This is a genomic window from Bacillus sp. AFS037270 (genome assembly GCF_002585305.1).
The window spans coordinates 1-26310 of sequence record NZ_NUNF01000005.1 but is presented as its reverse complement, the minus strand read 5'-3'; the positions used below and the strand labels follow the sequence as shown (position 1 = coordinate 26310).

Genomic DNA, 26310 nt, shown 5'->3' with positions numbered 1-26310 from the left:
GGAGGCGGAAAAATGCAGGCAAATGTGGCAATAAAAGAAACGACATTGAATTATAAGAATAAAAGAAAGGTTGAAACAATTAATCTTACTATAAGTTATATTATTTTGATCATATTAGCTTTAGTATTTATTTTTCCATTTTTATGGATGATTTCTACTGCTTTTAAAGTACCTTCTGAGGCATATACAATACCTCCGAAATTAATACCAAAAACATTCACATTGGATAATTTTATTCAGGGATGGCAGTATGCCGATTTTACAAGGTACACATGGAATACGATTATAGTAACTGTTTTAGCAACTTTAGGAGCAGTATTCTCAGCATCTTTAGTTGCATATGGCTTTGCAAGGTTCAAATCACGCTACAGTAACATCCTTTTTGCAATCGTGCTTGGAACAATGATGCTGCCTAATCAGGTTCTTTTAATTCCAACATATATTTTATTTTCAAAACTAGGTTGGCTAGATACATTAAAGCCTCTTATAGTACCCTCATTTTTTGGCGGCGGGGCGTTTAATATTTTTCTTCTGAGACAATTTTTTAAGACAATACCAGCAGAGCTAGATCAGGCTGCTAAAATCGATGGTGCAAATACATTTCAAATTTACTATAAAATTCTGTTACCTATAATAAAACCAGCTTTGATGTCAGTTGCAGTTATGTCAGTTGCTTTTCATTGGAATGACTTTATGACACCACTAATTTATTTAAATAGTGACAAACATTTTACGCTCGCACTTGGTTTACAGTTTTTTCAGAATTCATACGGTTCTTCACAAGTTCAGATGCTTATGGCCGTTTCTTTAATAACGGTAATTCCCTTACTCATACTTTTCTTCATAGGACAAAGATACTTTGTTCAAGGGATTACGATGTCAGGACTTAAGGGATGATCGATTCATATATGGTGGTTACTAGGAAAAGGTGATTGAGAGGATGTACAAAAACCCGATTATACCGGGATTTAACCCGGATCCGAGCATTTGCAGAGTGGGTAATGATTTTTACATGTAAATTCAAGTTTTGAATTTTTTCCAGGTGTCCCAATCTATCATAGCAGGAATTTAGTTAACTGGAATCTTATTGGATATTGCCTAACTAGAAGATCACAGGATGAACTATTAAATGCGCGGGCATCTGGGGGGATTTATGCGCCTACCATACGATTCCATAATGACATGTATTATATGACAACAACTAATGTGTCTCATGGTGGTAATTTTATTGTGCACGCAAAGGATCCAAGTGGACCCTGGTCGGAACCGGTATGGGTAGACCAGGGAGGGATAGACCCATCATTATTTTTTGATGATGACGGAACGGTATATTACTGTTCAAATGCAACGGTAGAAGGGAAAATGGGAATAGCACTTTCGATTATTGATCCAATTACTGGAGAAAGATTGTCTCCAATTGAACATATTTGTTCAGGTAGCGGTGGACGTTATCCGGAGGGACCACATTTAAATAAAATCAATGATTGGTATTATTTGATGATTGCAGAGGGCGGGACTGAATATGTTCACATGGAGACCATATTCAGGAGTAGGTCTCCATGGGGCCCGTATGAAGGCTGCCCCCACAACCTCATTCTTTCACACAGAGACTATACAAACAGTCCGATACAGTGTACAGGTCATGCAGATATGGTAGAAGATCAAAACGGGAACTGGTGGCTTTTGTGTTTAGGGGTGAGACCATTAAAAAGTATGCTTCATAATCTTGGCCGTGAAACTTTTCTTGCTCCGGTCACTTGGACCAGCGATGGATGGCCGGTTATAGGAAATGATGGTTATATCAAAATGGAAATGAATGGGCCTCTTCCAGAAGATATTTTCCCACAAAGTGATACTTGGCTTGATCATTTTGAGAGCAATACGTTGGATTTAAATTGGAATTTTATACGTAATCCAAAAATGGAAAACTATGATTTATCTTCAAGTAAGGGCGCAATCAAAATTATAGGAGAAAGTAAAACACTATCAGAAGATAAAGAATCTCCTTCGTTTATTGGAAAGAGACAGCAGCATTTTAACTGTACCGCAGAAGTTAACATGTCCATTAATGCTGATGATCAAAACTTTGAAGCCGGCATAACAGCTTACTACAATGATAGTTATCATTATGAAGAATTCTTAACAAAAATTGATGGGGAATATTACGTTTGTCTTAGAAAAAAAGTACATGATATTGAGGTTATAACAGATAAGAAAAAGGTTAATTTCAAAGAGGAGATTATATTTAGAATCAGATGCGATAGAGATTACTATTACTTTGATTATAAACTTCCTGAGGAAGATTGGGGAAACCTGGGCAAAGGAATGACAGCTGGCCTTTGCAATGAGGGAACGCATACTATGACTTTTACAGGTACTTTCCTAGGTATGTACTGTGTAAATGGAAATGCTTTTTTTGACTGGTTTAAATATACCGGATGCAATGATTAGTATATAACTGATTGATCCAAGTAAACCTTGGATCAATCAAGTTGTTTGATTCTTTCTACAATATCAAAGGATTGACTCCTTTTCACTGTATGAATTGACAACATTGTTCCGATAGCTACCCGGAGTATATCCTGTCTTTTGTTTGAATTGTCGGCAAAAGTGCTCTACATTGTTATAACCACAGCGAAATGCGACTTCAGCAATTGTATAGGAACCATGCATCAGATATTCTTTGGCTAGCCGAATTCGGCTGATAATTACGTCATCCATGCAGGAGATACCAAAGGTATTTTTATAGAGTGCCTGCAAATAGCCGGGACTAAGGTGCAAATATTCTGACATTTTAGAAACCGTCCAATTATTACCAGGGTTATGGTAAATTTCTGTACGAAGATTTATAAGGTTGTAATATTGTGGGGTAATCTCAGTCTGGAAGTAGGATTCCAAAAGTTTATTAAATAGAATTCTTAACAAATAGTCCGTTGAGCATTCTCTAAAATCTTTATTAAAAGAGTGCTCTGTAACAAGTAACTGAAATAACTTGTGGCAATATTCCGGATCGGCTATTGAAAAAGGTAAACCACGTGGAAGCACTGATTCGGTAACAAAAGGTTCATTTGTATCAAAACGTATCCAATCATTTACATACTTTTCAGCACAAGCCCGATAGTAAATTTTCTGATGTGGTTGATATAATATCGCACTGTGCTTAGGATATTCCTTTATTTTTCCATTGACCCAGAAAAGAGCAGGAGTGTGAGTAACGACAAGAAGCCAGCAGTCATGACCTTTAGGAATATCAAAAACAAAACTATTTGTGTGTGTAGCCTCAGTTTCTACATAGTAAATATTTGTCATAGTACCCTCCTTCCTAATCTTCATGTTGTCATAATACGCATTGGGTCCTAAGAGTTCCCATATAGAATCATAGAATATAACAATTATATTATGTATCATTTTTCTGAAAAATCCAAGAAATTAATTTAATAATAGAAATGATGAATGGATTTTACTACTTTTAATGTTTTAGATAAGTGAGAAAGAACATAAATAATGACATCAAAAGCAAGAAAAGAGTCAAACTATGTAATTTGTTTTCAAGAGTACTACTGGAAGGTACGCAGATAAAGAGGCGTAATTTTATTGAAAAGAACACTTACTAAAAGCAATATATTGAGAGGATGAAAAATATGGGCCAGAAGGCAAAAATGGTACTTGAAAAAGATTTTAAAATTTCTGAGATTGATAATCGTATATACGGTTCTTTTATTGAGCATCTGGGAAGAGCCGTTTACGGCGGGATCTACGACCCAGGTCATCCCCAAGCAGATGAAAATGGTTTCCGTCAAGATGTGATGGAAATGGTAAAAGAGCTCCAAGTTCCTATCGTTCGTTATCCGGGTGGAAACTTTGTTTCCGGTTACTACTGGGAGGATGGCGTAGGACCGGTTGAAAATCGCCCACGCAGGCTTGATTTAGCATGGCGTACTACGGAAACCAATGAATTTGGTACAAATGAATTTATGAAATGGGCAAAATTAGTAAATGCTGAAGTAAACATGGCAGTTAACTTAGGAACACGCGGGATTGATGCAGCAAGAAATCTAGTAGAATATTGTAACCATCCGGGCGGTTCTTATTATAGTGACTTGCGGATTTCCCACGGGTTTAAAGAGCCACATAAAATTAAAACATGGTGCTTGGGAAATGAAATGGATGGTCCTTGGCAAATCGGTCATAAAACAGCTGAAGAATATGGGAGAATTGCTTTGGAAGCAGCCAAGGTCATGAAGTGGGTAGACCCAACAATTGAACTTGTTGCATGCGGAAGCTCCGGCCGAGGGATGCCGACCTTTGCAGATTGGGAAGCAACTGTTTTGGATCATACCTATGATCATGTTGAATTTATTTCGCTTCATCAATATTACGGCAATCGTGATAATGACATCTCTAACTATTTGGCAATGACCCTCGAAATGGATGACTTTATCCGTTCAGTCATATCCATAGCAGACTATATAAAAGCGAAAAAACGCGGGAAGAAGAATATCAATCTTTCTTTTGATGAATGGAATGTTTGGTACCACAGTAATGAAGCAGATAGGAAAATTGAACCTTGGAGCATTGCACCTCCGCAACTGGAAGATCATTATAATTTTGAGGATGCCCTATTGGTTGGATGCATGCTGATAACGTTATTAAAGCATGCTGACCGCATAAAAATCGCTTGTCTTGCCCAATTGGTAAATGTAATTGCACCTATTATGACGGAAGAAAATGGGCCAGCCTGGAAACAGACTATTTTCTATCCATACATGCACGCATCTGTATTTGGACGCGGCGTTTCCCTAAACCCCATTATTTCAAGTCCAAAATACGATAGCAAGGATTTTACGGATGTACCTTATTTAGAATCAGCAGCTGTATATAATGAAGAAAATGAACAGTTAACGATTTTTGCGGTAAACCGCCATCTAAAGGAAAGCTTGGAACTAGAGTGCGATATTCGTAATTTTGAGGGATATGAGGTTGTGGAGCATATTGTGCTTGAAAACGATGACTTAAAACAATCTAATTCAGCTAAAGGCACACCGGTAGCTCCACATTCAAATGGTAATGCGGCGATTAAAAATGGTTTGGTTTCAGCTTTATTGCCCAAATTATCCTGGAATGTAATCCGGTTAGCAAAACGTATATAGTTTTGAATCAATTTCCATATTTTTTATTTGCTGTTAAAGTAACCTATTTATTAAGATACAAGGAGTGGAGTGAGGATGAAGCAAGGATTCAATCCGTATCTTCCATCGTGGGAATATATTCCTGATGGAGAACCATATGTTTTTAATGATAGAGTGTATGTGTATGGCTCTCATGATCGTTTTAACGGGCATGTCTTTTGCATAAACGATTATGTGTGCTGGTCTGCACCAGTGGATAATTTAGGTGATTGGCGGTATGAAGGTGTCATTTACAAAAAAACAGATGATCCACTCAATCCTGATGGCAGAATGTGTCTTTATGCACCAGATGTCACAGTAGGTTCAGATGGTCGGTATTATCTCTATTATGTGCTTGACAAAGTCCCCGTTGTGTCGGTAGCCGTCTGTGATTCGCCGGCGGGCCGTTACGAATTTTACGGTTATGTGCATTATTCAGATGGAACACGCTTGGGGGAAAAAGAGGGCGACCAGCCTCAATTCGACCCAGGGGTCTTGACCGAAGGCGACACAACCTATTTGTACACTGGCTTTTGTGCAGCTGGTGACAAATCAAGAAAGGGTGCCATGGCGACGGTAATTGGTCCGGATATGCTTACAATTATGGAAGAACCAGTTTTTATTGCACCAAGTGAGCCCTACAGCAAAGGCAGCGGGTACGAAGGACATGAGTTTTTTGAAGCGCCGTCCATTAGGAAAAAAGGAGATACTTATTATTTTATCTACTCCTCTATCGTCATGCATGAGCTTTGCTATGCGACTAGCAAACATCCGACAGAAGGCTTTGTCTACCAGGGAGTCATCGTAAGCAATGCCGATCTTCATATCGATACTTACAAACCAGCGGACAAGCCTATGTATTATGGTTACAATAACCACGGCAGTATTGTTGAAATTAATGGGAAATGGTACATCTTTTATCACAGGCATACCAACGGAACAGTTTTCAGCCGACAGGGCTGTGTTGAACCGATTGAATTTAGGGAAGATGGCACAATACCCCAAGTAGAGATGACATCCTGCGGGTCCAATGGAGGACCACTAGCGGGTCGCGGAGAATATCCAGCTTATGTGGCATGCAATCTATTCTGTAAGGATGAGGAATTGTATTCGGGTTCTCTCGGGGCATGGATGGACGGACGATTTCCGAAGATTACACAGGATGGAAAAGATGGGGATGAAGAAATCGGATACATTGCTAATATGAGGGATTCTGCTACAGCCGGTTTTAAATATTTCCAATGCGACGGTATTCGAAAAGTCAAAATCAAGGTGCGTGGGTATGCCAATGGAACTTTTGAAGTCAAAACATCATGGAACGGGCCGGCCCTCGGAAAAATACCTGTTGGGTTTACGAACATATGGACAGAATATTCCGCTGATATTACCATTCCGGACGGCATACAGGTATTGTATTTTACTTATACGGGGATCGGTAACGCGAGTCTCGCTTCTTTTACTTTGGAATAAACATTACTTACATTATCCGAAAGAAATACCATTATTCATCCTTACATAAGGGATGATATTTGCATTTGAAACCCTGGAAAATCCTTGTTTATGTGGCATCAGTACTTGCTCGAACCGTGCCGATTTTGTGCCGAAATGAATTTATTTTGTATTTTAAGTTATTTAAAAAATTTGCTTTATATTAAGCTTCAGCCGCTTATATATATATATCATTTCACGCTGTTTTAAGCAAAATTAATCAAGTTTGAGATGGAAGGCTCTATTGGATAATATATTATAAATTTACCCGGTTGCCATTTATGGCAGGCGGGTATTTTTTATATCAAGTGTGTTGTGATACTAATGGCTCCGCTGCTATATTGAGGAAATAAATTGATATTCGGCGGAATTAATTAGAAAACCGACGGAAAAAAACCAAAAACCGGCGGAAAAACTCACAAATCTCGCGGAATTAATCTACCAACAATTCCGATCGCAAAAAACCAACACTAGCTGCCGTTATTTTGGCAGAACAAAAAATGGTTATGCTATTATAAGATAGGGGTGACAGACATGATCTACATTGGTGTAACCGGTTGGGGCGACCATGATAGCCTTTATCCAGATAAAATAACCTCAAGAGATAAACTAAAGGTATATGCCGGACACTTTCCAACCGTGGAAGTGGACTCCGCCTTCTATGCCATCCAGCCTAAACGAAATGCTGAAAAGTGGGTCAATGACACCCCGGATAATTTTCAATTTATTGTCAAAGCCTATCAAGGGATGACCGGCCATCAGCGGGGAGAACTTCCGTTTGACAACATACATACCATGTTCAAAGCCTTTAAAGAGTCATTAGAACCCTACATTGAAAAAAACAAATTAGCTATGGTCCTATTTCAATTTCCGCCCTGGTTTGATTGTAAAAGAGAAAATGTCGATTATCTAAGATGGTGCAGACAAGAAATGGGGGACATCCCTTGCGCCCTAGAATTCCGGCACCAATCCTGGTTTGCCGCTGCTTATCGGCAAAAAACACTAGAATTTATGAAATCAGAAAAATGGATTCATAGTATTTGCGACGAGCCGCAATCAGGGGAAGGATCTATTCCCACTGTTCTGCAGCCTACCACAAAAGACCAAGTCCTCGTAAGATTTCATGGCCGCAATGTTTACGGCTGGCAGAAGCGGAATGCGGATAACTGGCGGGAGGTCCGATATCTCTATCGCTATAATCAACAGGAACTGCAGGAATGGAAGGCTCATATCGAAAATTTGGCAGCGGAATGTAAGCATGTATACCTTCTGTTTAACAATAACTCCGGCGGGGATGCCGCCGATAATGCAAAAGAAATGATGAAACTCCTACAGCTCACATATGAAGGGCTCGCACCCAAGCAGCTCGATTTATTTAATGAACTATAGACTTAGAAGGTGAACACAAATGGAGTGGATACTCTTAATATTAATAGGAATTGCAGCTAGTTCACTCGGCTCCCTGATTGGCATGGGAGGAGGAATTATTGTCGTTCCTGCCTTGCTTTACCTGGCAACCCTCCCGTCCTTCCATCACTTGACACCACAAGTGGTAGTAGGTACCTCGCTGTTTACGATGATTTTTACCGGCTTATCATCGACACTTGCTTATATGAAGCATAAAACGGTCGATTATAAAAGCGGACTCATTTTTCTAATCGGCAGCGGACCAGGAAGTATTTTGGGTGCATGGGTAACGGAAAAAATGGGCTTACATTCTTTTAACATCTATTTTGGTACATTTATTCTTTTTGTCTCGTTCGTCCTAATCGTTAAGGACAAATTAAAGCCGCTTCCGTTTTCCAAGAATAAAGGAATTGTCCGTACTTTTACCGATAATAGCGGCCGCTCCTTTGAATATGGTTTTAACCCTATTTTAGGAGTCGTGATTGCATTTGTCGTCGGGTTCCTATCAGGAATTTTTGGAATCGGCGGCGGCTCACTCATGGTACCAACGATGATCTTGCTATTTTTCTTCCCGCCGCATGTGGCGACAGCTACATCGATGTTCATGATTTTACCAACTTCAATCCTTAGTTCCATCACACATATCTCGTTAGGGAACGTGAATTGGCTTTATGCCTTGGCCTTAGTGCCGGGAGCATGGATTGGTGCAAAGGTTGGTGTCTATTTAAATACGAGGTTTAAGAGTAAAACGATTGTCATCATTATCAGGGCCACCCTCATCATTGTTGGGGTGCGCTTAATCTATCAAGGGATAACAGGGTAGGACAAACATGGAAACAATACATATCTTTCATACAAATGATTTTCACAGCCACTTGGAGCATTGGCCCCGAATCCACAGTTTCCTTATGGAAAAAAAGGAGTATTACCACACCAGGGAAGAAGAGCTTTTTTTATTTGATATTGGTGATTTCATTGACCGCTGGCATCCTTATACGGAAGCAACGAAGGGAAGAGGGAATATTGAACTGCTAAATAGTTGCGGCTATACAGCTGTTACGATTGGTAATAATGAGGGAGTTAATCTTCCCCATGAAGATTTGGATCATCTATATGATGATGCAGACTTCGATGTACTTAACGCAAACCTTTTTAAAATCAATGGTGGCTATCCTAATTGGGTCAAACCTTATAAAATCTATGACACAAAAACAGGAACTAGAATTGGGGTCATTGGCCTCACTGCCTGCTTTAGCCATCTATACAATCTGCTGGGATGGGAAATCACCGATCCAATTTCAGAGCTAAAAAAATGGCTGAAGCCTTTAAGGAAAGAGGCTGATATAATCATCTTACTTTCCCACCTTGGAATTCAAGATGATGAAAACATAGCTGCCAATTTTCCAGAAATCGACGTGATTTTAGGGGCACATACCCATCATTTCCTCGAACAAGGGGAGGTCGTCGGGCAGACACTAATTGGAGCCGCGGGGAAATTTGGTCATTATGTCGGTCATATGACACTCACCGTCAATGAGGATAAGGATGTTGAAAATAAAAAAGCCATTCTTTACGACTTTGAGGAGATCCCCGAGTCCAAAAACGAACAGGAGCAAATTGCGGACCTTTTTGAAAAGGGGAAAGAGCTTCTCAATCAACAAATAACCATTCTTAAGGACCCATTACTTCATGATTCTTTTCATGAAACAAATCTTTCGCAATTACTGTGCAAAGCTTTACGAGAGTGGTGCCAAACCGATTGTGCGATGATAAACGCTGGTCTTTTCTTGGGCTCATTATCTGGTGAGGTAACGACCTATGATTTGCTTAAAATTTGTCCTCATCCCATTAATCCATGCATCATTGAACTGACTGGGGAGGAGCTGGAAAAAATACTTACGGAAACAAATGGTGCTGAATTAGCTCGCAGAGAAATAAAAGGCCTAGGTTTTAGAGGGACCGTCTTGGGGATTTTTGTTTATGAGGGAATCCACTTTGCAGATGATCAAATTTTCATCAATGATACGTCCTTGGAACAAGATAAAACCTATACTTTGGCGCTTCCCGATATGTTTACCTTTGGTCATTTTTTCAAAGAGGTTTTACCGCATAAACACAAGAACTATCTTCTCCCGGAATTCTTACGGGACTTATTAAAATGGGAGTTGGAAAAACACGAATAGACCATAGCCTGTCACCCTTTAATCCTTCTAATCATACAGTGATAGTAAGGAAAGGGGTGAGGAACCTTTGGTTGAGCTTTCACCAATTGAAATTAATGGCCATACCTTCTTGGCTGTTACTGTTTTACTCCCTAAAACCACCTTGCTAACCGTTTCAAATGATAAGGGCTATATCATGTGTGGTGCATTAGACGTAGGCCTATTAAATGATAAACTAAGAGATCGAAAAATCATTGCTGGCCGGGCTGTCGGCGTCCGGACGATTGAGCAGCTTCTAAACGCCCCTTTAGAGTCGGTCACATGGGAAGCAGAGGAACTTGGAATTCATAAGGGAATGATCGGTAAAGAGGCTTTGCTTAAAATGATTTAAATGCTTGCTATATTTAGCAGGCATTTTTCTTTGGTTTGCAATAGTGCTAGCTTCAGCTGCTCCTTTTTTATGGGCTAGTTCATCTTTCTTGTGCATACATATAACAAGAAGGGGTGATTTACTTGGCTAAGTTTTCTAGACGGCTTCGCAAACGGGGGCCTCTGCCTTTCCGCTACGTCCTGTTGTTATCCTTTATCCTTTTCTTGTTCTCTACTGCTTCAGGATTATGGCTCGTGAATAAGGGGATTGAGCCGACTTTAATGAGAATTGCTACATCTGAAACACGGAATATCGCCTCACTTGTCATCAACAGAGCCATTACCAAACGTACCACCAATGTTGGTGATAATAATGATGTGATTAAAATAGTACCAGGCAGTAACGGCAAAGGGCAAAATGCTCAATTAAATACAGATTTAATCAATCGAGTACTGGCAGAAACCACAGCTCAGATTCAAAAGAATTTAAAAACAGCTAAAAAAGGTGATATTGCACTATTGGAAAATGATGTGGAAATCGAAACAGAAAATACCGAAAAAGAGGACGGAATTGTCTGGTATATTCCTTTAGGGCAGGCAACGAATATCACTTTATTGGGAAATATTGGCCCGAAAATACCAGTAAAATTTCATGCCATCGGTGAAGTAGAACCGGATGTGCATATTGCCACAAAAGAAATGGGAATCAACAACACGTGGATGGAGGTTTCTGTAGATATAGAGGTTTCGGTGCAAATTATTACTCCATTTGCAACTAAAGTGACGAAGCTAAAACAAAGCATACCGGTTGGTGGAACCCTTGTGGAAGGGGAAGTACCGCAATTTTATAATCATGGAGGGAGCCTAACACCTTCCATACAGATACCGGAAAAAAAGACGGACACAAGCAAGAGTGAAACTAAAAAAACTAACTAAGAACAATTAGTAAGGACTATCCAAATCAGGATAGTCCTTTTTTGTATGCTATGTTTCAAGGGGAAACTCTCTCAACGGGAACTTTTCGTTTTTCGAAGCTCTATCCGTTCCAACCGTTTCCACTGTGCTAAGTGTGGATAGGGATCAAATGACCATTCGGTAATCCCGTTATCTTTGTACATTCCGTAATGTAAATGAGGTGGGAATTTTCCGGAAGTTCCCGGAGGACCGTATCCGGTGCTGCCTACACCGCCAATGACCATACCGGGTTCAACCACTTGTCCGACTTGAAGATTTTTAGCAAAGCCGCTAAGATGGGCGAAATAATGATAAGTGTTATTAATATCACGGATGCCGATTCTCCAGCCGCCGAACTTATTCCAGCCTTTCATCTCAACAATCCCATAGGCCGTAGCTCGGACGGGAACACCATAATTAGCAAAAATATCAGTTCCTTCATGAATTCTTCTGCCGCCCCAGCCGCGCGCGTCGCCCCAGGTACTACGGTAACTGTGATTGCTGTATAAAGGAACAGGAAAAACACGTTTATCTAAATCCAAGCGCCCAAGTTGGCGGTAAATTTTAGCCTTCCCAGCAATAATGCCAACTGTTCGATCGCGATGATAGTAGTTCCATAACCCAATTTTAAGATTATCAGGATCAACACCGTATGAAAGGAGATAATTTGCGAATGCATATAAAACATCCTCATCGCTCTTTAAACTCGCTTTGCCATCTCCGTCTCCATCAACGCCCATACCATTAAAAAGCTGAATGACAGCCGGATTCTTTTCGTTTGGATTAGGATTGGTCAAACCTGCCCACACCTCAGGACGAAAATAAATACCAATGACACCATCAGCTTTTGGTAAATCTCTGCGAGCTAGGCGGACACTTCTCTCGTATTGATCAATGGCTGCTAAGTAATACCAAGGGATTTGAGTAATGGTTTCCACTTTTTTATAAAGCTTCATTCTTTCCTGATAGGGATCGGTTTCTTGTGCATGAGCATCCCTGACAGACAAAGTAGAAATAAAAAGTATAAGGATGGTTCCAATAATTAGAACAGCCCGCAACAGGAATCCTCCTTCCAATTAATGTACAAGATTAGTGTGTGATACTTCTGATATTTCATTATGGTTAATAATTGGTAATCCAATTTTAATTGCTTGTTGTTCATCCTCTAGTATGATAAAGTGACAGAAGAAGAGCTCAAATTGAACCATATAAGTTATTTTGAGGAGTGTAAAAATGAGCAAGAAAGAAGAAATTTTACGTAAGCCGGAATGGCTAAAAATAAAATTAAATACCAATGAGTCATATACAGGCTTAAAAAAAATGATGCGGGAAAAAAATCTTCATACCGTTTGTGAAGAAGCTAGATGCCCTAATATTCATGAATGCTGGGCCGTAAGACGTACGGCAACCTTTATGATCCTTGGGGATACCTGTACACGTGCCTGCCGTTTCTGTGCGGTAAAAACAGGTCTTCCAACAGAACTCGATTGGCAAGAGCCAGAAAGAGTTGCCGATTCTGTTCAATTAATGAACCTAAAACATGTCGTTGTAACGGCTGTTGCTCGGGATGACTTAAAAGATGGCGGAGCAGCTGTATTTGCTGAAACGGTACGAGCTATTCGCCGTAAAAATCCATTTACAAGTATTGAAGTTCTTCCATCGGATATGGGTGGAAAGGAAGAGAACTTAAAAATCTTAATGGATGCCAAGCCGGATATTCTTAACCATAATATTGAAACTGTTAGACGATTAACTCCAAGAGTACGTGCACGCGCTAAATATGACCGTTCACTGGAGTTCCTCCGCCGTGCCAAAGAAATGCAGCCAAGCATTCCAACTAAATCCAGCTTAATGATTGGTCTTGGAGAAACAAAAGAAGAGATATTGGAAGTTATGGATGACCTAAGAGCTAACAACGTTGACATCATGACAATTGGACAATATCTGCAGCCGACCAAAAGTCATTTAAAGGTTGAGAAGTATTATACTCCTGATGAATTTAAGGAATTCCAGCAAATTGCGCTAAGTAAAGGTTTTAGCCATTGTGAAGCTGGTCCTCTTGTTCGCTCCTCATACCATGCCGATGAGCAAGTTAATGCAGCAGCCAAACATAAGCAAATGCTCGGTGAAAAAGAGGCTAAAGAAGCTTAAAATAAAAAGAGTTCAGCCACCCAGGCATGAACTCTTTTTCGTTTTCTCAGCTTCAGCGCCTAGCCCCNNGCCGGCTCGTCTTATGCTTGTCGGGCTAATCAAGGCGCTTGCGCATTTGTTCTTATTTGTTGCTCATATTGGAATTTTGATTCGTATTTTTGGCATTGTTTATTATTTTATTATTAGCTTTTGGAGTTTTGTTGATATCAAAGTCATCCGGTGTTCGGCCATTTTCGTCTTCACTTGCATTTAACCGTGCTCCTTGAGGCGACTTTAACATTTGCTTAATCACGCTATTGACCGTATGACGGGCATTCCGGCTCGTAGAATCAAGGCTTGCAAGGTTCTCCACATCACGCATCAATTTAGAATTATCTGACACATAAACATGGTAATAACGCGGTACCACCGAGAAGGCCGTCTTTTTCACTTGGTCCGCTGTGAGGTTCCGTTTCTTAGAATCCGTATCATATGCGATCAACACTTCTTGGTCGGTGACCAGTGTGGCAACGTCATGGACATTTGGAATATCTGCACTGTACTTACTAATAATATTAGCTAGTTGCTCGCGGTCAAGAGCAGTGTAATGATCGTTAGCTATTTTATCGTTCATTAATGGGCTCTTTTGGTGACGAACATAACCATAGCTTGTACTCGTATTCCGAATACCGCGGCTTCCGCCTTCATTGTAAAGTTCATGCCGTTTATTATTTACGTTAATGGTGTTTCCGCTCTCGTCATATACATCATTTTTTCCTGTATCCTTTGAGCATCCACTTAATGCAGTTATTGTACATAATCCTGCGATTATGAGTAACTTTTTCAAGTTTAAAGCACCTCCTATACATAGGATGACCAATCTAGGCATTTATTTTCTTAGCAATTGATGGTGAATCAGGTATAATGGAAAGTAGGAATTTGTCGGTTAAAAACGAGGTGAGATAGATGATTGTGATCAACAATACCACATATGAAATCATCCAGGAATATCGAAATGGGTATAATGAAGAAGCCTTAAAAGCAAGATACAGTGATATTTTAGCGAGGTATGACTATATTGTCGGTGATTGGGGATATGGGCAGCTTCGTCTTAAGGGTTTTTTTGATGATCAAAACCAAAAGGCTACATTTGATACCAAAATTAGTACCCTAAGTGAGTATCTATACGAATATTGCAACTTTGGCTGTGCCTTTTTTGTATTGAAAAAAGTAAAAAAATGAGAAGGATCAGTAAACTGACCCTTCTTTTTTATTGATATCCAGATCCAGCGCCTAGGGGCTCGGGGTCATAAGCCCCTAGGGAAAAAATGAACTACTTTTTTCCCTGGTCAAGGCGCTTTCCCTTTTAATTGTCATAAGGTGCTTGATTATCTATATTTGGATCATCATGGGTCGGATGGGCTCCCTCCATCTGCCTTGGAATATCCTGATGCAATGATTTATTTTCATAGTTAAAATTGCTGTAATAACGTTGTCCGTCTTCCCATGGAGTACTTTTATTCTGAACTGGTTGATTTTTTCGAATTGGTGAACCATAGGGACCTTCAGGAAACTCTTGCGCCGTCAGATAATTTTGTTGTTTTTCAACGTTTGATAATTCTGTATATTTTTCAGAGCCTTTATTTGTCATGGTTTCACTCCTTTTGCCCTTATTATGAGACCGTGGAGTGAAAAACATGTGTTGTTCATTAGACGATTTCTGCTAAAAAGCTGCGCAGTTCCTCTGCGTCCTCTTCGTTTAATTGAAATGCAAACTCTAAATATCCTTCTTCCTCTAAGTCATCTGGGCCAATAATGGCAAAACGATTTCCTTGCATATCTAAAACTAACGATTTTCCATAATGGCGATTTGTTTGCGTAATGGCCAAATCAAAGCGTTGATTTTCGCCAACAAAACTGACAAATCGTGTTTTTGTATTTTCTGTATCATCGTATAAATAAAAACGTTCCTGCATTCGTTTGTCTCCTTTTTGGTTTAACTATTTTCCATCTCCTCTATAGTATCAAATTTGCGTTCATGTTGGGAGGACAAGTTTCATGATTTCTGTCCGCTAATAAATTCGCAAGGCTTGGTTTGTGATACAATAAGAACTGGAATGATTACATACAATAAGAACGGCGGAAGGAAGTGGACTAGGTGTATTTTGTTGACAGAGAAAAAATTGAAAGCATGCTGAAATATTTAGAAGTACAAATCCGTCTATTCCGAGGTCAAAAGGAATGGTCAACGCCTCTTGAAAGGGCAGCCTTGGAGCGTCTATGTCAAATGATGATTGAGTCAATTTTAGATGTTGGAAATAGCATGATCGATGGCTTTATCATGCGTGACCCCGGCAGTTATGAGGATATTATTGATATTTTAATCGATGAAAAGGTGATTAGTGGGACAACTGGTGAAAATTTAAAGGTCCTTATTCTTTATCGGAAAAACCTTGTTCAGGATTATCTAGAGATTCCTCATCACGAACTGCAGGAACAATTTTTACGGTATCTCCATGAATTAGAGAGTTTTTCAACCAATGTCCGTGATTATTTAGTCAATGAATTAGGACCTGTTTCAGCGTTTAAAAACTAATGAATGGACCGTTCATACGGTCTATTTCACTTTTAAGATCACAATCGGTATACATAGGAGCGATTCTACAAAATGAAAAAATATAAAGGCTACTTGATTGATTTAGATGGCACGATGTATAAAGGAACAGAACGGATTGAGGCGGCATCTGACTTTGTGAAAAAACTGAAGGCTAAAGATATTCCATATTTATTTGTAACTAATAATTCTTCCAGGACACCAGCCCAGGTGGCTGATAAATTAAACAGCTTTGACATCCCGGCAGAGGAGCAGCTTGTTTTTACGACAAGTCAAGCGACGGCTAATTATATTGCTGAACAAAAAAAGGATGCTAGGTGTTTTGTAATTGGGGAAGAGGGACTTCAATCAGCGATTGAGGAGAAAGGTTTTAGAGCTGCGGGGGAAGAGGCTGACTTTGTTGTCATCGGGATTGACCGTGAAATCAGCTATGAAAAATTAGCTGTAGCCTGCCTGGCAGTCCGCAATGGGGCTCAATTTATCTCAACAAACGGAGATATCGCTATCCCGACAGAGAGAGGGCTGCTCCCAGGAAACGGTTCACTCACCTCGGTTATCGCAGTTTCGACCCAAACAAAGCCGACGTTTATCGGAAAGCCAGAAGCGATTATCATGGAGCAGGCCTTAAAGGTATTAGGTACCTCTAAGGAAGAAACGCTGATGGTAGGGGATTATTATGATACCGACATCTTAGCGGGCATGAATGCCGGCATGGATACTTTGCTCGTTCATACAGGAGTCACCACCAAAGAATTGCTAACGGGATATGACCGGAAGCCAACGTATTCCATTGATACATTAGACGAATGGGATGTGTAAAAGGGATGGAGATCACTCCATCCCTTATTTAGATAGAAAAGTATAAAAGTTTTTAACTTTGAGAATTGTCTAGCTCCAGCGCTTTTCTTACTCTACTCTTCGGCCTCATGTGCGGCACGGTGGGCGAGTCTGCTTGAGGCTGCCGCAGCGATCGCACCGACAATATCATCTAAGAAGGTATGACATTCACCGGTTGATTTATCATTTAAATGAGCCAAAATGCCAGGCTTTAATTTATCAATGTAGCCATAATTAGTAAAACCAATCGAACCATAAACATTTACAATGGAAAATGCGAGGATTTCATCTACACCATAAAGACTTTCATCCGTCCCGATAATCGATTGAAGCGGCTCTTCCAATAATCCTTTTTCAGCAAGTACGTCTAGCTGTATACCTGTAAGAATCGCGTTTTGTACTTCTCGTTTTGACAGAACGCGTTCCACATTGGAAAGACAATCTTCCATTTTTAAATTTTTATGATATTTTTCCTGTAAAAAGAAGACCAAATCTGCGATGTCCTTAATTTCAACGCCTCTTTCTTTCAACCATTTGCGTGCCGTTTCCTCAGTTAGATCCACTTTTTTGTCGTTTGCCATTCCTGATCACCTTTTCCTTGTGAAATAAAATCTGATACTAAAAACAATAGTTCCAGCACTTTCTATTTTCACTATATATATACGCTTTTCCCTTAATTTATGCAATTGCAGTTCCAATTAACAAACTAAAATGTTATCATTCCCAGCTTTATTTAACCTATTCACTATTTTGAAAAACATCAAGTTTTTATTTGCTATACATATACATAGGGTAAGACAGGTAAATGAGGCGGGGTGTGAGGATGCTTCAAAAAATGCTGGAGAATCAATATGGGGTTACGGTAGAAGAATATGTGAAGTTAGATGTGTATGAGGCTTTGAGGGGAAATGGCTGGCTTTATTTGATTTCTAAACCGGCAGGGAAGGCAGAAGAGGATATATCAGAACTAGAAAAGATTGCGGAACATTTACGAAATTATGGGGACCAAAATGTGCCCATTTTTTTACCGTCTAAAGAAGGCAGCTTAATTACCACATGGGAACAAAATCAATATTGCGTACTAGCCAATCGGCAAATGGAAGAACAGCGGAAAATTAAGTTAGGCCGAAAGCTAGCTAGGTTCCATGAACGAGGCAGACGGGTTCCGTTTCAAATTGAAAGGGCAAGCCGGATTGGGCAATGGAAAACATTATGGGAAAAACGTCTTGAGCAAATGGAAAGGGTTTGGAATGGCCTTTTATTTCAATCACCGGAAGATGAATTTGAGCGAATGTTTGTTGATTCTTTCCCTTATTATTTAGGTCTGACAGAGAATGCCATTCAATATTTAGTCGATACGGAAATTGATGATGAACCCAAAGAAACTGATAACGGGACCGTTTGTCATGAGCGGTTTACAAGTAAAACTTGGGGACCTTATGACAAGTACATGATTAAAAATCCGTTTGATTGGGTATTTGATCATCGAAGCCGAGACTTGGCGGAGTGGACGAGGGAACGATATTTTCGCAATATCCAAACCTATCAAGTCGAATTAAGGAACTTTTATGAAGATTATCAGAGCATTGCGCCTTTATCCTCGTTTTCATGGCGGTTGCTCTATTCACGATTAGTTTTTCCGCTTCACTATTTTGATTGTATTGAGAGTTATTATATCACCCGTTCTGAACAGGAAAAGAAAGTACTGGAAGAACGGTTAAGTAAAATATTACGGCAAGCCAGTGATTATGAACGGTTTTTAGCAGAATTCTACCCAATATCCGGTGCTCCAATCAAACAATTACATCTGCCGCCGCTAGATTGGCTTTATACAAAATAATCCAATCTAGTTGTTAAAAGGAAGCTTCTCGTAGAAAATATGTTACACTAATAGTAAAACTGCCCAAGGATGTGACACGAGATGAAGCCCTATGTTTATATTACGAGAAAGCTTCCAGATGCACTTGTGAACCCATTAAAAGAAAAATATAACGTGCATATGTGGAAACATGATGATATTCCTGTCCCTAGAGATATCTTAATGGAAGAAGCCAAAAAGGCAGATGCACTTTTTACAGTACTTGCGGATTCCATAGATGAAAGTGTTCTAACAGCGGGAAAAAATCTAAAGGTTGTAGCAAACCTTGCTGTTGGATTTAATAATATTGATTTAAAAACGGCTAGTGAAAAAGGAATCGCCATCTGCAATACTCCGGATGTCCTTACCGATACAACAGCAGATTTAACCTTTGGCCTCTTAATGGCTGCTGCCCGTAGAATTGTGGAAGCGGCAGAGTTTGTAAAAGAGGGAAAATGGCAAGCTTGGAGTCCTTTTCTTTTAGCGGGTCAGGATATTCACCATAAAACACTTGGGATTGTCGGGATGGGGAGGATTGGTGAAACCGTTGCGAAACGAGCAACAGGATTTGACATGAACATCCTATATTTTAACCGGACAAGAAAACCTGAAGCAGAACAGCAATTAGGGGTTACTTACGCATCTTTTGATGATCTTGTGAAGCAGTCAGATTACATTATCTGCCTGACACCACTTACACCTGAGACAAGTAACATGTTTACCCGAGAAGTCTTCCAGAAAATGAAGCAGTCCGCCATTTTTATTAATGCCGCAAGAGGAGCAGTTGTCGATGAACAGGCATTATATGAAGCCCTTATGGCTGGTGAGATTGCCGGAGCAGGACTAGATGTGTTTCAAAAGGAACCTATTCCAGCAGACCATCCGTTATTAAAACTTCCGAATGTTGTTGCCCTCCCTCATATTGGAAGTTCAAGTACAGAGACCAGGACAGCAATGGTCCAGTTGTGTGTTGAAAATATAATGTCTATTTTAGACGGGAAAGAGCCTAAGACATTAGTTAATAAAGACTGGCGGCCCTTAGTAAAAGGATAAATATAAAGAAAAGCGACTGCCGCTCTTGGCAATCGCTTTTCTCTCTATTTTTAGTTAGAAACATCTAGCTCCAGCGCCTAGGGGCTCAGAGGTCTACAGCCAATCCGTCAAGAAGGCTAAAGAGCAGCCTTCTCGCCGGCTCGTCTGTAGCCTTGCGCCCCTGTTCAAGGCGCTTCCGCTTTTGATATTTAGAATACTTGTTCAACTTCTACAATGCCAGGAACTTCTTCAAGAAGGGCTCTTTCGATACCGGCTTTTAGTGTAATGGTAGAACTAGGGCAGCTGCCGCAAGCACCTAATAGACGAAGTTTTACAATACCTTCCTCTACATCTACTAATTCACAATCTCCGCCATCACGAAGAAGAAATGGACGTAATTTATCTAGTACTTCTTGAACTTGCTCAAAAATTTCAGTTTCTGTTGCCATATGATCGACTCCTTTCCTAATTATATTATAATGTGAATGGTGCTAAAAATCCATTCTCAGAAATTAGGAAAATACACATTAAAAAACATTATTTTAGTTTTTATCTTACTTTTTGTTTAAAATAAAAGAAAACTGACAGGAATGATTTTGATGGGAATAAATGAGGTAGAAATTGTTCTATATGGTGCTGAGACCTTATGCCCGAGCTGTGTGAATTTACCATCTTCAAAAGAGACCTTTGAATGGCTGGAAGCCGCCATTAGCAGAAAGTTTCCGAATCAGCCGTTTAAGATGACCTATGTGGATATTTTTCAGCCATCTGGTGACAACGAAAAAACAACTTTTGCCACACGGGTAATTGAGGAGGATTTGTTTTATCCCGTTGTCGTCATTAACGAGAAAATCGTCGGCGAAGGGAATCCTCGCTTGAAAACAATTTTTGCAGAACTTGAAAAATACGGATATATAGCACAACCATAAAAAGCATTCCAGACTAAGCCTGGAATGCTTTCTTATTACCCATTATGAAATTTATATAGCCATAAAATTCCTGATTTTAAGATACGTGCGACACGTCCTGTGATAGCCCGGTCCGCCATGACCCCAAAGCCTTGTTTTTTTCCAAGCGAGCCAAGGACGCCTTTTAGTTTAATAGGCGGGAATTCTGCAGGCAGTGGTTCACCATTCCAGCGCTTTCTTAATACTTCGACAATCTGTTCTGCCTGTCCTTCAGCTAATTGTGCACTAGGGGCATGCGATGAACTGGCACAGTCACCGACAATAAACACATGTTCATCATTCGGTAAGTGATGGTGAGGTGTCACGATTAATCTTCCTAAGCGGTCTTTTTCTCCGTCCATTTGGCGGACGATCTGATTCGCTTGAATACCAGCCGTCCAAACAATAACGTCACAATCAATCGGCTCGTCGTGGTTATACAAGCGTCCTTCTTCCACTTTTGTAATATTGGATTGGTTAATAATCTCAACATTATTCCGGATGAACCAATTCTCAACATATTTACTTAATCTTTCGGGGAATGAAGATAAAATGTGTTTACCTCTATCAAACAATTTTATTTGAAGGTCTTCACGGCTTTCACTGAGCTCACTTGCTAATTCAACACCGCTTAGTCCTGCACCGACAATTCCAACCACCGAACCTGGGCCAAGGTTATTTAAGACAGAATAAGTAAGCCGGGCTTTTCCAATCGATTGAATGCTATAAGTAAATTCCTCCGCTCCCGGGACATCGTGATACTTATCTTCACAGCCAAGACCAATCACTAGGTCATCATATTCAATTGGTTCGGCATCCTTCAAGATCACTTTATGTTCGCTCGTATCAATTCCGGTTACCTCTCCATATTTAATCATCAAGCGTGGGTGTTCAGGAAAAGCTACCCGCACTTCTTTATCAGAAATGGTACCGGCAGCTAAGGCGTAGTATTCCGTCTTTAAACAATGATACGGAACACGGTCGATAAGTGTGACGGTAACATCTTCAGGCAAATGGTTGGGAAGAAGTTCGTTAAGAATTTTCATTCCACCATAGCCGCCACCGAGAATCACAAGGTTTTTCATGGTTATTACCCCTTTATTTATCAGGCTTTATGTATCTTTGGTCAAATAAAACGAATAAAAAATAGTAGAATAATATTATCTAGCATAACCACAATTGAGTATATCTAAAATGTGTCGAAATAACAACATTATTTATTTGATTCTTGACAAGTATATAAAGAACGTGGTAATTGACGATTTTGCTTAAATGGAGTAGGATAAGTAGGTGTGGAGAGGTGAAAACATTGATTAAACCAATCATTGAATTTTGCATTAGCAACTTGGCAAACGGTGCTCAAAAGGCACTTGAAAAACTTCAAAGAGATCCGAACCTGGATACAATTGAATATGGATGTCTAGGATACTGTGGAAAATGTGCCCTCTCTCTATATGCACTCGTAAATGGAGAGGTTGTCACAGGAGATACTCCTGAGGATCTAGTTGATAATATTTATCAATACTTGGAAGAAAATCCAATGTTTTAATGAAGGAGCAAATTGTGCTCCTTTTTATATAATGCGGTAGTTAAAAAATTGTGCTTTTATTCAGTTGAGACTTGAATCATAAGTGTATATACTAATTTAAAAGCCGGCGGAGAAGGAGGAGTTATGATGAGTAAAGAATTGGTAATCCTGACTGAAGCGGCATCATTACACATAAAAGAGATGATGAAGCATAATGAAGAGGAAGGTGCCTTTTTACGTGTTAGTGTAAAAGGCGGCGGATGCAGCGGCCTATCTTATGGAATGGGCTTTGACCATGAAGTAAATGAGGATGATCTTCAGTTTGAACAGTATGGCATTACTGTTCTAGTTGATAAAGAAAGTGCCCCGATATTGAATGGTACAAAAATAGACTATAAAGAATCAATGATGGGCGGCGGATTTACGATTGATAATCCAAACGCCATCGCTTCATGCGGCTGCGGTTCTTCATTCCGTACTGCAACTGCAGCTGGTACACCAGAAGAATGCTAAAATTCAGCACAAAAGGCGCCTATTACGACGCCTTTTTCTTATTTATTAAACATGGACGAACTATGAAGCGGCTGAATTCTTGCTTTTGGATCAATGTAGGATTTCGCGTTATTGACAGCAGTTGGTGCTTCGCCAAATCCACAGGCAATTAGTTTAGTTTTTCCGGCATATGTACAAATATCTCCTGCTGCGTAGATGCCTGGTATATTGGTTTCCATTTTTGAGTTTACGACAATGGAGTTCTTTTCAATTTCAAGTCCCCATTCCTTAATTGGACCCAGTGATGAAACAAATCCGTAATTACAAATAACCGAATCGACATCAATGGTTTCCGTTTCTTCACCGTTTACGGTCTTTAGGACAACTTGTTTAATTCCGTTAGTGTCACCGATTAACTGTGCAGGAACATAAGGAGTTTTTACTTCAACCTTTGAGTTATAGAGGTTCTCAACACTGTGCTCATGGGCGCGAAACTTTTCACGGCGGTGAACAATTGTTACCTTTGCAGCAATAGGCTCAAGCATTAACGCCCAGTCGACAGCAGAGTCTCCGCCGCCAAATACAACCACTTTTTGCCCTGAGAACTGATGTAAGTCTTCAATAAAGTAATAGAGGTTTTTCTTTTCATATTGCCCTGCACTTTCAAGCTCTAAACGACGAGGCTGGAATGCCCCGTTACCGGCCGTAATAATGACCGATTTGCTATAATGGACTTCCTGATTAGTTGTTATTTTAAAGACGCCATCTGCTTGTTTTTCTAGCTTTTCAACTGACTGCTCTAGTACGACTGTTGGTTCGAATTTTGCCATCTGTACTTTCAAATTATTTATTAATTCTTGAGCGCGAATTTTTGGGAAACCTGCTACATCATAAATATATTTTTCCGGATATAGGGCTGACAACTGGCCGCCAAGCTGCGGCAAGCTCTCAATGATTTTTACTGATGCTTGTCTCATACCGCCATAAAAGGCAGTAAATAGACCTGTAGGACCGCCGCCAATAATGGTAATATCAAAAATTTTTTGATTCGTTTGCATCCGAATCCCCCCATCGAGTATAACAAACTCCATTCCTTATATATTATAAATAACATCATCCACATATCCATTATTGTGAACATTTAGACAAATTATTTTTTTATATAAATAAAATCAGCTAAAATATTTTATAAATGGCTTGAAAATAGAGGGAAATTAGCATAAGATGTATTGTGGATATATTGTTAAGATTGTGTGACAAAATAAGTACAGTTATGTGAATGAGTCTCTATTCATCTTATTCATTCTTTTACTTTAAAATGCCTCACACGTTTCTATGTACTGATCGTCATTTCTTTTTCTTTATTCCTATTCGTGAATTACATCACATAATTTTTTTGCTATGTATCGTGAAGTATCTCACATACATTAATTTTCAGCTAAATAAAATAAAAATGGTCATAGCAGTGGAAGATAAGAAAAAGGGCATTTATACAAAAAATACTATAAAAGGTGGAAGTGATCACTTTGAGAAAGCCTAAAATTGTGATTCTTGGTGCAGGTTACGGCGGACTTCTTACAACAGTTCGTTTGCAAAAGTTAATCGGCGTAAATGAAGCGGATATTGTGTTAGTAAATAAAAATGACTACCATTATGAAACAACATGGTTACATGAGGCCTCGGCTGGTACGCTTCACCATGATAAGGTCCGCTATGATATTCGTGATGTCATCGACCGCAGTAAGGTTGATTTCGTTCAGGATACCGTTGTAGAGATTAATAAAGATGAAAAGAAAGTTATTTTAGAAAAAGGCGAAGTTGATTATGATTACCTTGTCATTGCCCTTGGCGGTGAGCCGGAAACTTTCGGTATCAAGGGTTTAAAGGAATATGCATTTGGAATTACCAACGTCAATTCTGCACGTCAATTACGTGAGCATATTGAGTATCAATTTGCTACTTACAATATGGAAGAAGAAAAGAACGACAATCGTCTTTCTATCGTTGTTGGTGGTGCTGGTTTTACAGGAATTGAATTCCTGGGTGAGTTAACAAACCGGATTCCAGAACTGTGCCATGAATATGATGTGGATTTCCACAAGGTAAAAATTTATTGTGTGGAAGCAGCCCCGACTGTATTGCCAGGATTCGATCCGGAGCTAGTAAATTACGCTGTTTCTACCCTAGAGCGTAAAGGTGTAGAGTTTTTAATTGGTACAGCAATTAAGGAGGCTGTTCCTGGCGGTATTCTTGTAGCAAAAGGCGATGCTGAGCCATATGAAATTAAGTCTGAAACCGTTGTTTGGGCTGCAGGTGTACGTGGTAACTCTGTCATCGAAAAATCAGGTTTTGAAGCAATGAGAGGCCGTGTTAAGGTTCAGCCAGATTTACGCGTTCCTGGATTTGATAATGTCTTCATTATTGGTGACAGCTCTCTTGTTATTAACGAAGAAATCAATCGTCCATACCCACCAACAGCACAAATTGCGATGCAGCAGGGTGAGGTTGTAGCGAAAAATATTGCGGCTTTAGTTCGTGATAAGTCTGAGCTAGAAACCTTTACGTTCGATAATAAAGGTACCGTATGTTCACTAGGTGAAGATGACGCGATCGGTGTGGTTTTTGGCAAAAAGATTACCGGCGGAAAAGCTTCCTTTATGAAAAAAGTAGTCGATAACCGTGCCCTTTATATGATCGGCGGAGCAGGTATGGTATTGAAAAAAGGTAAATTTAATCTATTTTAATATGAGAGCCGGAATGCCTTGACGGGTGTTGTAGCTTCTATCATATTTACAAAAAGGACAGAGAAACTCTGTTCTTTTTTGCTATGATAATACAGAGATATCCTAAGGTAGTCTACATTCGAACATGGGGAAAGTAAAAGAATAAAGTCCTGTCCGGAGGTAGGTCACCTTAGGACAGGGGGAGGCCAAAAAATAGTATTCCTGTCCGAAGGCAGGTCACCTTCAGACAAAGGGAGGCTAAAAAATAGTATTCCTGTCCGAAGGCAGTTGACCTTCGGACAGGGGAAAGGCAAAAACAGTAATGACCTGTCCGAAGACAGGTCACCTTTAGACAAGAGAAGGCTAAAAAATAGTATTCCTGTCCGAAGGCAGGTCACCTTCAGACAAGGGAAGGGCAAAAAATAGTAGTCTTGTCTGAATGCGGGTCACCTTCAGACATGGGAAAGGCAAAAAAATAATGTCCTGTCCGAAGGCAGGTCACCTTCAGACAAGGGGAGGGCAAAAAATAGTAGTCTTGTCTGAATGCGGGTCACCTTCAGACAGGAGAAAGGCAAAAACAGTAATGTCCTGTCCGAAGGCA

General features: G+C 39.8%; 28 protein-coding genes and 1 pseudogene. 20 read left to right on the top strand and 9 right to left on the bottom strand.

Annotated elements, in window-relative coordinates:
• Positions 1 to 12 precede the first annotated feature (12 nt).
• From COD92_RS02050 to COD92_RS33550, 3 genes and pseudogenes are all read left to right on the top strand, one after another.
• Positions 13 to 897: a carbohydrate ABC transporter permease gene (locus COD92_RS02050; protein ID WP_098528029.1), complete on the top strand. Its 885-nt coding sequence runs from the start codon at positions 13 to 15 to the stop codon at positions 895 to 897.
• Positions 898 to 1026: 129 nt separating this feature from the next.
• Positions 1027 to 1767: pseudogene (locus COD92_RS33555) on the top strand (glycoside hydrolase family 43 protein); the annotation flags it as partial.
• A gap of 39 nt (positions 1768 to 1806) precedes the next feature.
• Positions 1807 to 2451 (top strand): beta-xylosidase family glycoside hydrolase, encoded by a 645-nt coding sequence (locus COD92_RS33550; RefSeq protein ID WP_480254380.1) that lies wholly within the window; start codon positions 1807 to 1809, stop codon positions 2449 to 2451.
• Positions 2452 to 2514: 63 nt separating this feature from the next.
• Here COD92_RS33550 and COD92_RS02040 read toward each other — a convergent pair whose 3' ends face one another.
• Entirely contained in the window at positions 2515 to 3309 is a 795-nt protein-coding gene (locus COD92_RS02040) for an AraC family transcriptional regulator (RefSeq protein ID WP_098528030.1), read from the bottom strand.
• Between the two features lie 332 nt (positions 3310 to 3641).
• On the opposite strand from COD92_RS02040, the gene arfA reads away from it, so the two are divergent.
• The 7 genes from arfA to yunB all read left to right on the top strand — a co-directional run bounded on the left by arfA (position 3642) and on the right by yunB (position 11530).
• Positions 3642 to 5150 (top strand): arabinosylfuranosidase ArfA, encoded by a 1509-nt coding sequence (gene arfA / locus COD92_RS02035; RefSeq protein ID WP_098528031.1) that lies wholly within the window; start codon positions 3642 to 3644, stop codon positions 5148 to 5150.
• A gap of 75 nt (positions 5151 to 5225) precedes the next feature.
• A complete protein-coding gene (locus COD92_RS02030) occupies positions 5226 to 6638 on the top strand; it encodes a family 43 glycosylhydrolase (RefSeq protein ID WP_098528032.1) in 1413 nt (470 codons plus the stop codon).
• A gap of 552 nt (positions 6639 to 7190) precedes the next feature.
• On the top strand, positions 7191 to 8045 hold the full coding sequence (locus tag COD92_RS02025) for a DUF72 domain-containing protein (protein ID WP_098528033.1): 855 nt from the start codon (positions 7191 to 7193) through the stop codon (positions 8043 to 8045).
• A gap of 19 nt (positions 8046 to 8064) precedes the next feature.
• Positions 8065 to 8886, top strand: a complete 822-nt coding sequence (locus COD92_RS02020; RefSeq protein WP_098528034.1) for a sulfite exporter TauE/SafE family protein — start codon at positions 8065 to 8067, stop codon at positions 8884 to 8886.
• A gap of 7 nt (positions 8887 to 8893) precedes the next feature.
• Positions 8894 to 10246 (top strand): bifunctional metallophosphatase/5'-nucleotidase, encoded by a 1353-nt coding sequence (locus tag COD92_RS02015; RefSeq protein WP_098528035.1) that lies wholly within the window; start codon positions 8894 to 8896, stop codon positions 10244 to 10246.
• A 67-nt stretch (positions 10247 to 10313) separates the two neighbouring features.
• Positions 10314 to 10616 (top strand): YunC family protein, encoded by a 303-nt coding sequence (locus COD92_RS02010; RefSeq protein WP_098528036.1) that lies wholly within the window; start codon positions 10314 to 10316, stop codon positions 10614 to 10616.
• Positions 10617 to 10738: 122 nt separating this feature from the next.
• Positions 10739 to 11530, top strand: coding sequence for a sporulation protein YunB (yunB, locus tag COD92_RS02005; RefSeq protein WP_098528037.1), 792 nt, complete (start codon positions 10739 to 10741; stop codon positions 11528 to 11530).
• A gap of 71 nt (positions 11531 to 11601) precedes the next feature.
• Here yunB and COD92_RS02000 read toward each other — a convergent pair whose 3' ends face one another.
• The gene (locus COD92_RS02000) at positions 11602 to 12606 is read right to left on the bottom strand and encodes a M23 family metallopeptidase (RefSeq protein ID WP_176550383.1); all 1005 of its coding nucleotides are present in this window, start codon (positions 12604 to 12606) and stop codon (positions 11602 to 11604) included.
• A 175-nt stretch (positions 12607 to 12781) separates the two neighbouring features.
• Here COD92_RS02000 and lipA point away from each other — a divergent pair, with 175 nt between their 5' ends.
• Positions 12782 to 13699, top strand: coding sequence for a lipoyl synthase (lipA, locus tag COD92_RS01995; RefSeq protein ID WP_098528038.1), 918 nt, complete (start codon positions 12782 to 12784; stop codon positions 13697 to 13699).
• A 121-nt stretch (positions 13700 to 13820) separates the two neighbouring features.
• Here lipA and COD92_RS01990 read toward each other — a convergent pair whose 3' ends face one another.
• Positions 13821 to 14525 carry a YhcN/YlaJ family sporulation lipoprotein gene (locus tag COD92_RS01990; RefSeq protein WP_098528039.1) on the bottom strand — a complete coding sequence of 235 codons (705 nt, stop codon included), beginning with the start codon at positions 14523 to 14525 and terminating at the stop codon, positions 13821 to 13823.
• A 119-nt stretch (positions 14526 to 14644) separates the two neighbouring features.
• Between COD92_RS01990 and COD92_RS01985 the strand changes: the two genes are divergently transcribed.
• On the top strand, positions 14645 to 14920 hold the full coding sequence (locus COD92_RS01985; RefSeq protein WP_098528040.1) for a YutD family protein: 276 nt from the start codon (positions 14645 to 14647) through the stop codon (positions 14918 to 14920).
• Between the two features lie 124 nt (positions 14921 to 15044).
• Here COD92_RS01985 and COD92_RS01980 read toward each other — a convergent pair whose 3' ends face one another.
• The gene (locus COD92_RS01980; RefSeq protein WP_098528041.1) at positions 15045 to 15329 is read right to left on the bottom strand and encodes a cytosolic protein; all 285 of its coding nucleotides are present in this window, start codon (positions 15327 to 15329) and stop codon (positions 15045 to 15047) included.
• Positions 15330 to 15387: 58 nt separating this feature from the next.
• Positions 15388 to 15654, bottom strand: a complete 267-nt coding sequence (locus tag COD92_RS01975) for a DUF3055 domain-containing protein (RefSeq protein ID WP_098528042.1) — start codon at positions 15652 to 15654, stop codon at positions 15388 to 15390.
• Between the two features lie 182 nt (positions 15655 to 15836).
• Here COD92_RS01975 and COD92_RS01970 point away from each other — a divergent pair, with 182 nt between their 5' ends.
• Positions 15837 to 16274, top strand: coding sequence for a DUF86 domain-containing protein (locus COD92_RS01970; RefSeq protein ID WP_098528043.1), 438 nt, complete (start codon positions 15837 to 15839; stop codon positions 16272 to 16274).
• 72 nt (positions 16275 to 16346) lie between these two features.
• Complete coding sequence (locus tag COD92_RS01965) at positions 16347 to 17111, top strand: TIGR01457 family HAD-type hydrolase (protein ID WP_098528044.1); 765 nt, start codon at positions 16347 to 16349, stop codon at positions 17109 to 17111.
• A 92-nt stretch (positions 17112 to 17203) separates the two neighbouring features.
• Here COD92_RS01965 and COD92_RS01960 read toward each other — a convergent pair whose 3' ends face one another.
• Positions 17204 to 17710 (bottom strand): phosphatidylglycerophosphatase A family protein, encoded by a 507-nt coding sequence (locus tag COD92_RS01960; RefSeq protein WP_098528045.1) that lies wholly within the window; start codon positions 17708 to 17710, stop codon positions 17204 to 17206.
• Positions 17711 to 17952: 242 nt separating this feature from the next.
• Here COD92_RS01960 and yutH point away from each other — a divergent pair, with 242 nt between their 5' ends.
• Together yutH and COD92_RS01950 are read left to right on the top strand one after the other, a co-directional pair.
• The gene (yutH, locus tag COD92_RS01955; protein WP_098528046.1) at positions 17953 to 18969 is read left to right on the top strand and encodes a spore coat putative kinase YutH; all 1017 of its coding nucleotides are present in this window, start codon (positions 17953 to 17955) and stop codon (positions 18967 to 18969) included.
• A gap of 81 nt (positions 18970 to 19050) precedes the next feature.
• Entirely contained in the window at positions 19051 to 20040 is a 990-nt protein-coding gene (locus COD92_RS01950) for a 2-hydroxyacid dehydrogenase (protein ID WP_098528047.1), read from the top strand.
• A 188-nt stretch (positions 20041 to 20228) separates the two neighbouring features.
• On the opposite strand, the gene COD92_RS01945 is transcribed toward COD92_RS01950, so the two are convergent.
• Positions 20229 to 20468, bottom strand: coding sequence for a NifU family protein (locus tag COD92_RS01945; RefSeq protein ID WP_098528048.1), 240 nt, complete (start codon positions 20466 to 20468; stop codon positions 20229 to 20231).
• 150 nt (positions 20469 to 20618) lie between these two features.
• Between COD92_RS01945 and COD92_RS01940 the strand changes: the two genes are divergently transcribed.
• Positions 20619 to 20948 carry a YuzD family protein gene (locus COD92_RS01940; RefSeq protein WP_098528049.1) on the top strand — a complete coding sequence of 110 codons (330 nt, stop codon included), beginning with the start codon at positions 20619 to 20621 and terminating at the stop codon, positions 20946 to 20948.
• A gap of 35 nt (positions 20949 to 20983) precedes the next feature.
• On the opposite strand, the gene COD92_RS01935 is transcribed toward COD92_RS01940, so the two are convergent.
• Entirely contained in the window at positions 20984 to 22051 is a 1068-nt protein-coding gene (locus COD92_RS01935) for an NAD(P)/FAD-dependent oxidoreductase (RefSeq protein ID WP_098528050.1), read from the bottom strand.
• 224 nt (positions 22052 to 22275) lie between these two features.
• Here COD92_RS01935 and COD92_RS01930 point away from each other — a divergent pair, with 224 nt between their 5' ends.
• Together COD92_RS01930 and COD92_RS01925 are read left to right on the top strand one after the other, a co-directional pair.
• Positions 22276 to 22515, top strand: coding sequence for a YuzB family protein (locus COD92_RS01930; protein WP_098528082.1), 240 nt, complete (start codon positions 22276 to 22278; stop codon positions 22513 to 22515).
• A gap of 126 nt (positions 22516 to 22641) precedes the next feature.
• Entirely contained in the window at positions 22642 to 23007 is a 366-nt protein-coding gene (locus COD92_RS01925) for a HesB/IscA family protein (protein ID WP_098528051.1), read from the top strand.
• A 38-nt stretch (positions 23008 to 23045) separates the two neighbouring features.
• On the opposite strand, the gene COD92_RS01920 is transcribed toward COD92_RS01925, so the two are convergent.
• Positions 23046 to 24044 (bottom strand): NAD(P)/FAD-dependent oxidoreductase, encoded by a 999-nt coding sequence (locus COD92_RS01920; RefSeq protein WP_098528052.1) that lies wholly within the window; start codon positions 24042 to 24044, stop codon positions 23046 to 23048.
• Positions 24045 to 24512: 468 nt separating this feature from the next.
• Between COD92_RS01920 and COD92_RS01915 the strand changes: the two genes are divergently transcribed.
• A complete protein-coding gene (locus COD92_RS01915; protein WP_098528053.1) occupies positions 24513 to 25730 on the top strand; it encodes an NAD(P)/FAD-dependent oxidoreductase in 1218 nt (405 codons plus the stop codon).
• Positions 25731 to 26310: the final 580 nt, after the last annotated feature.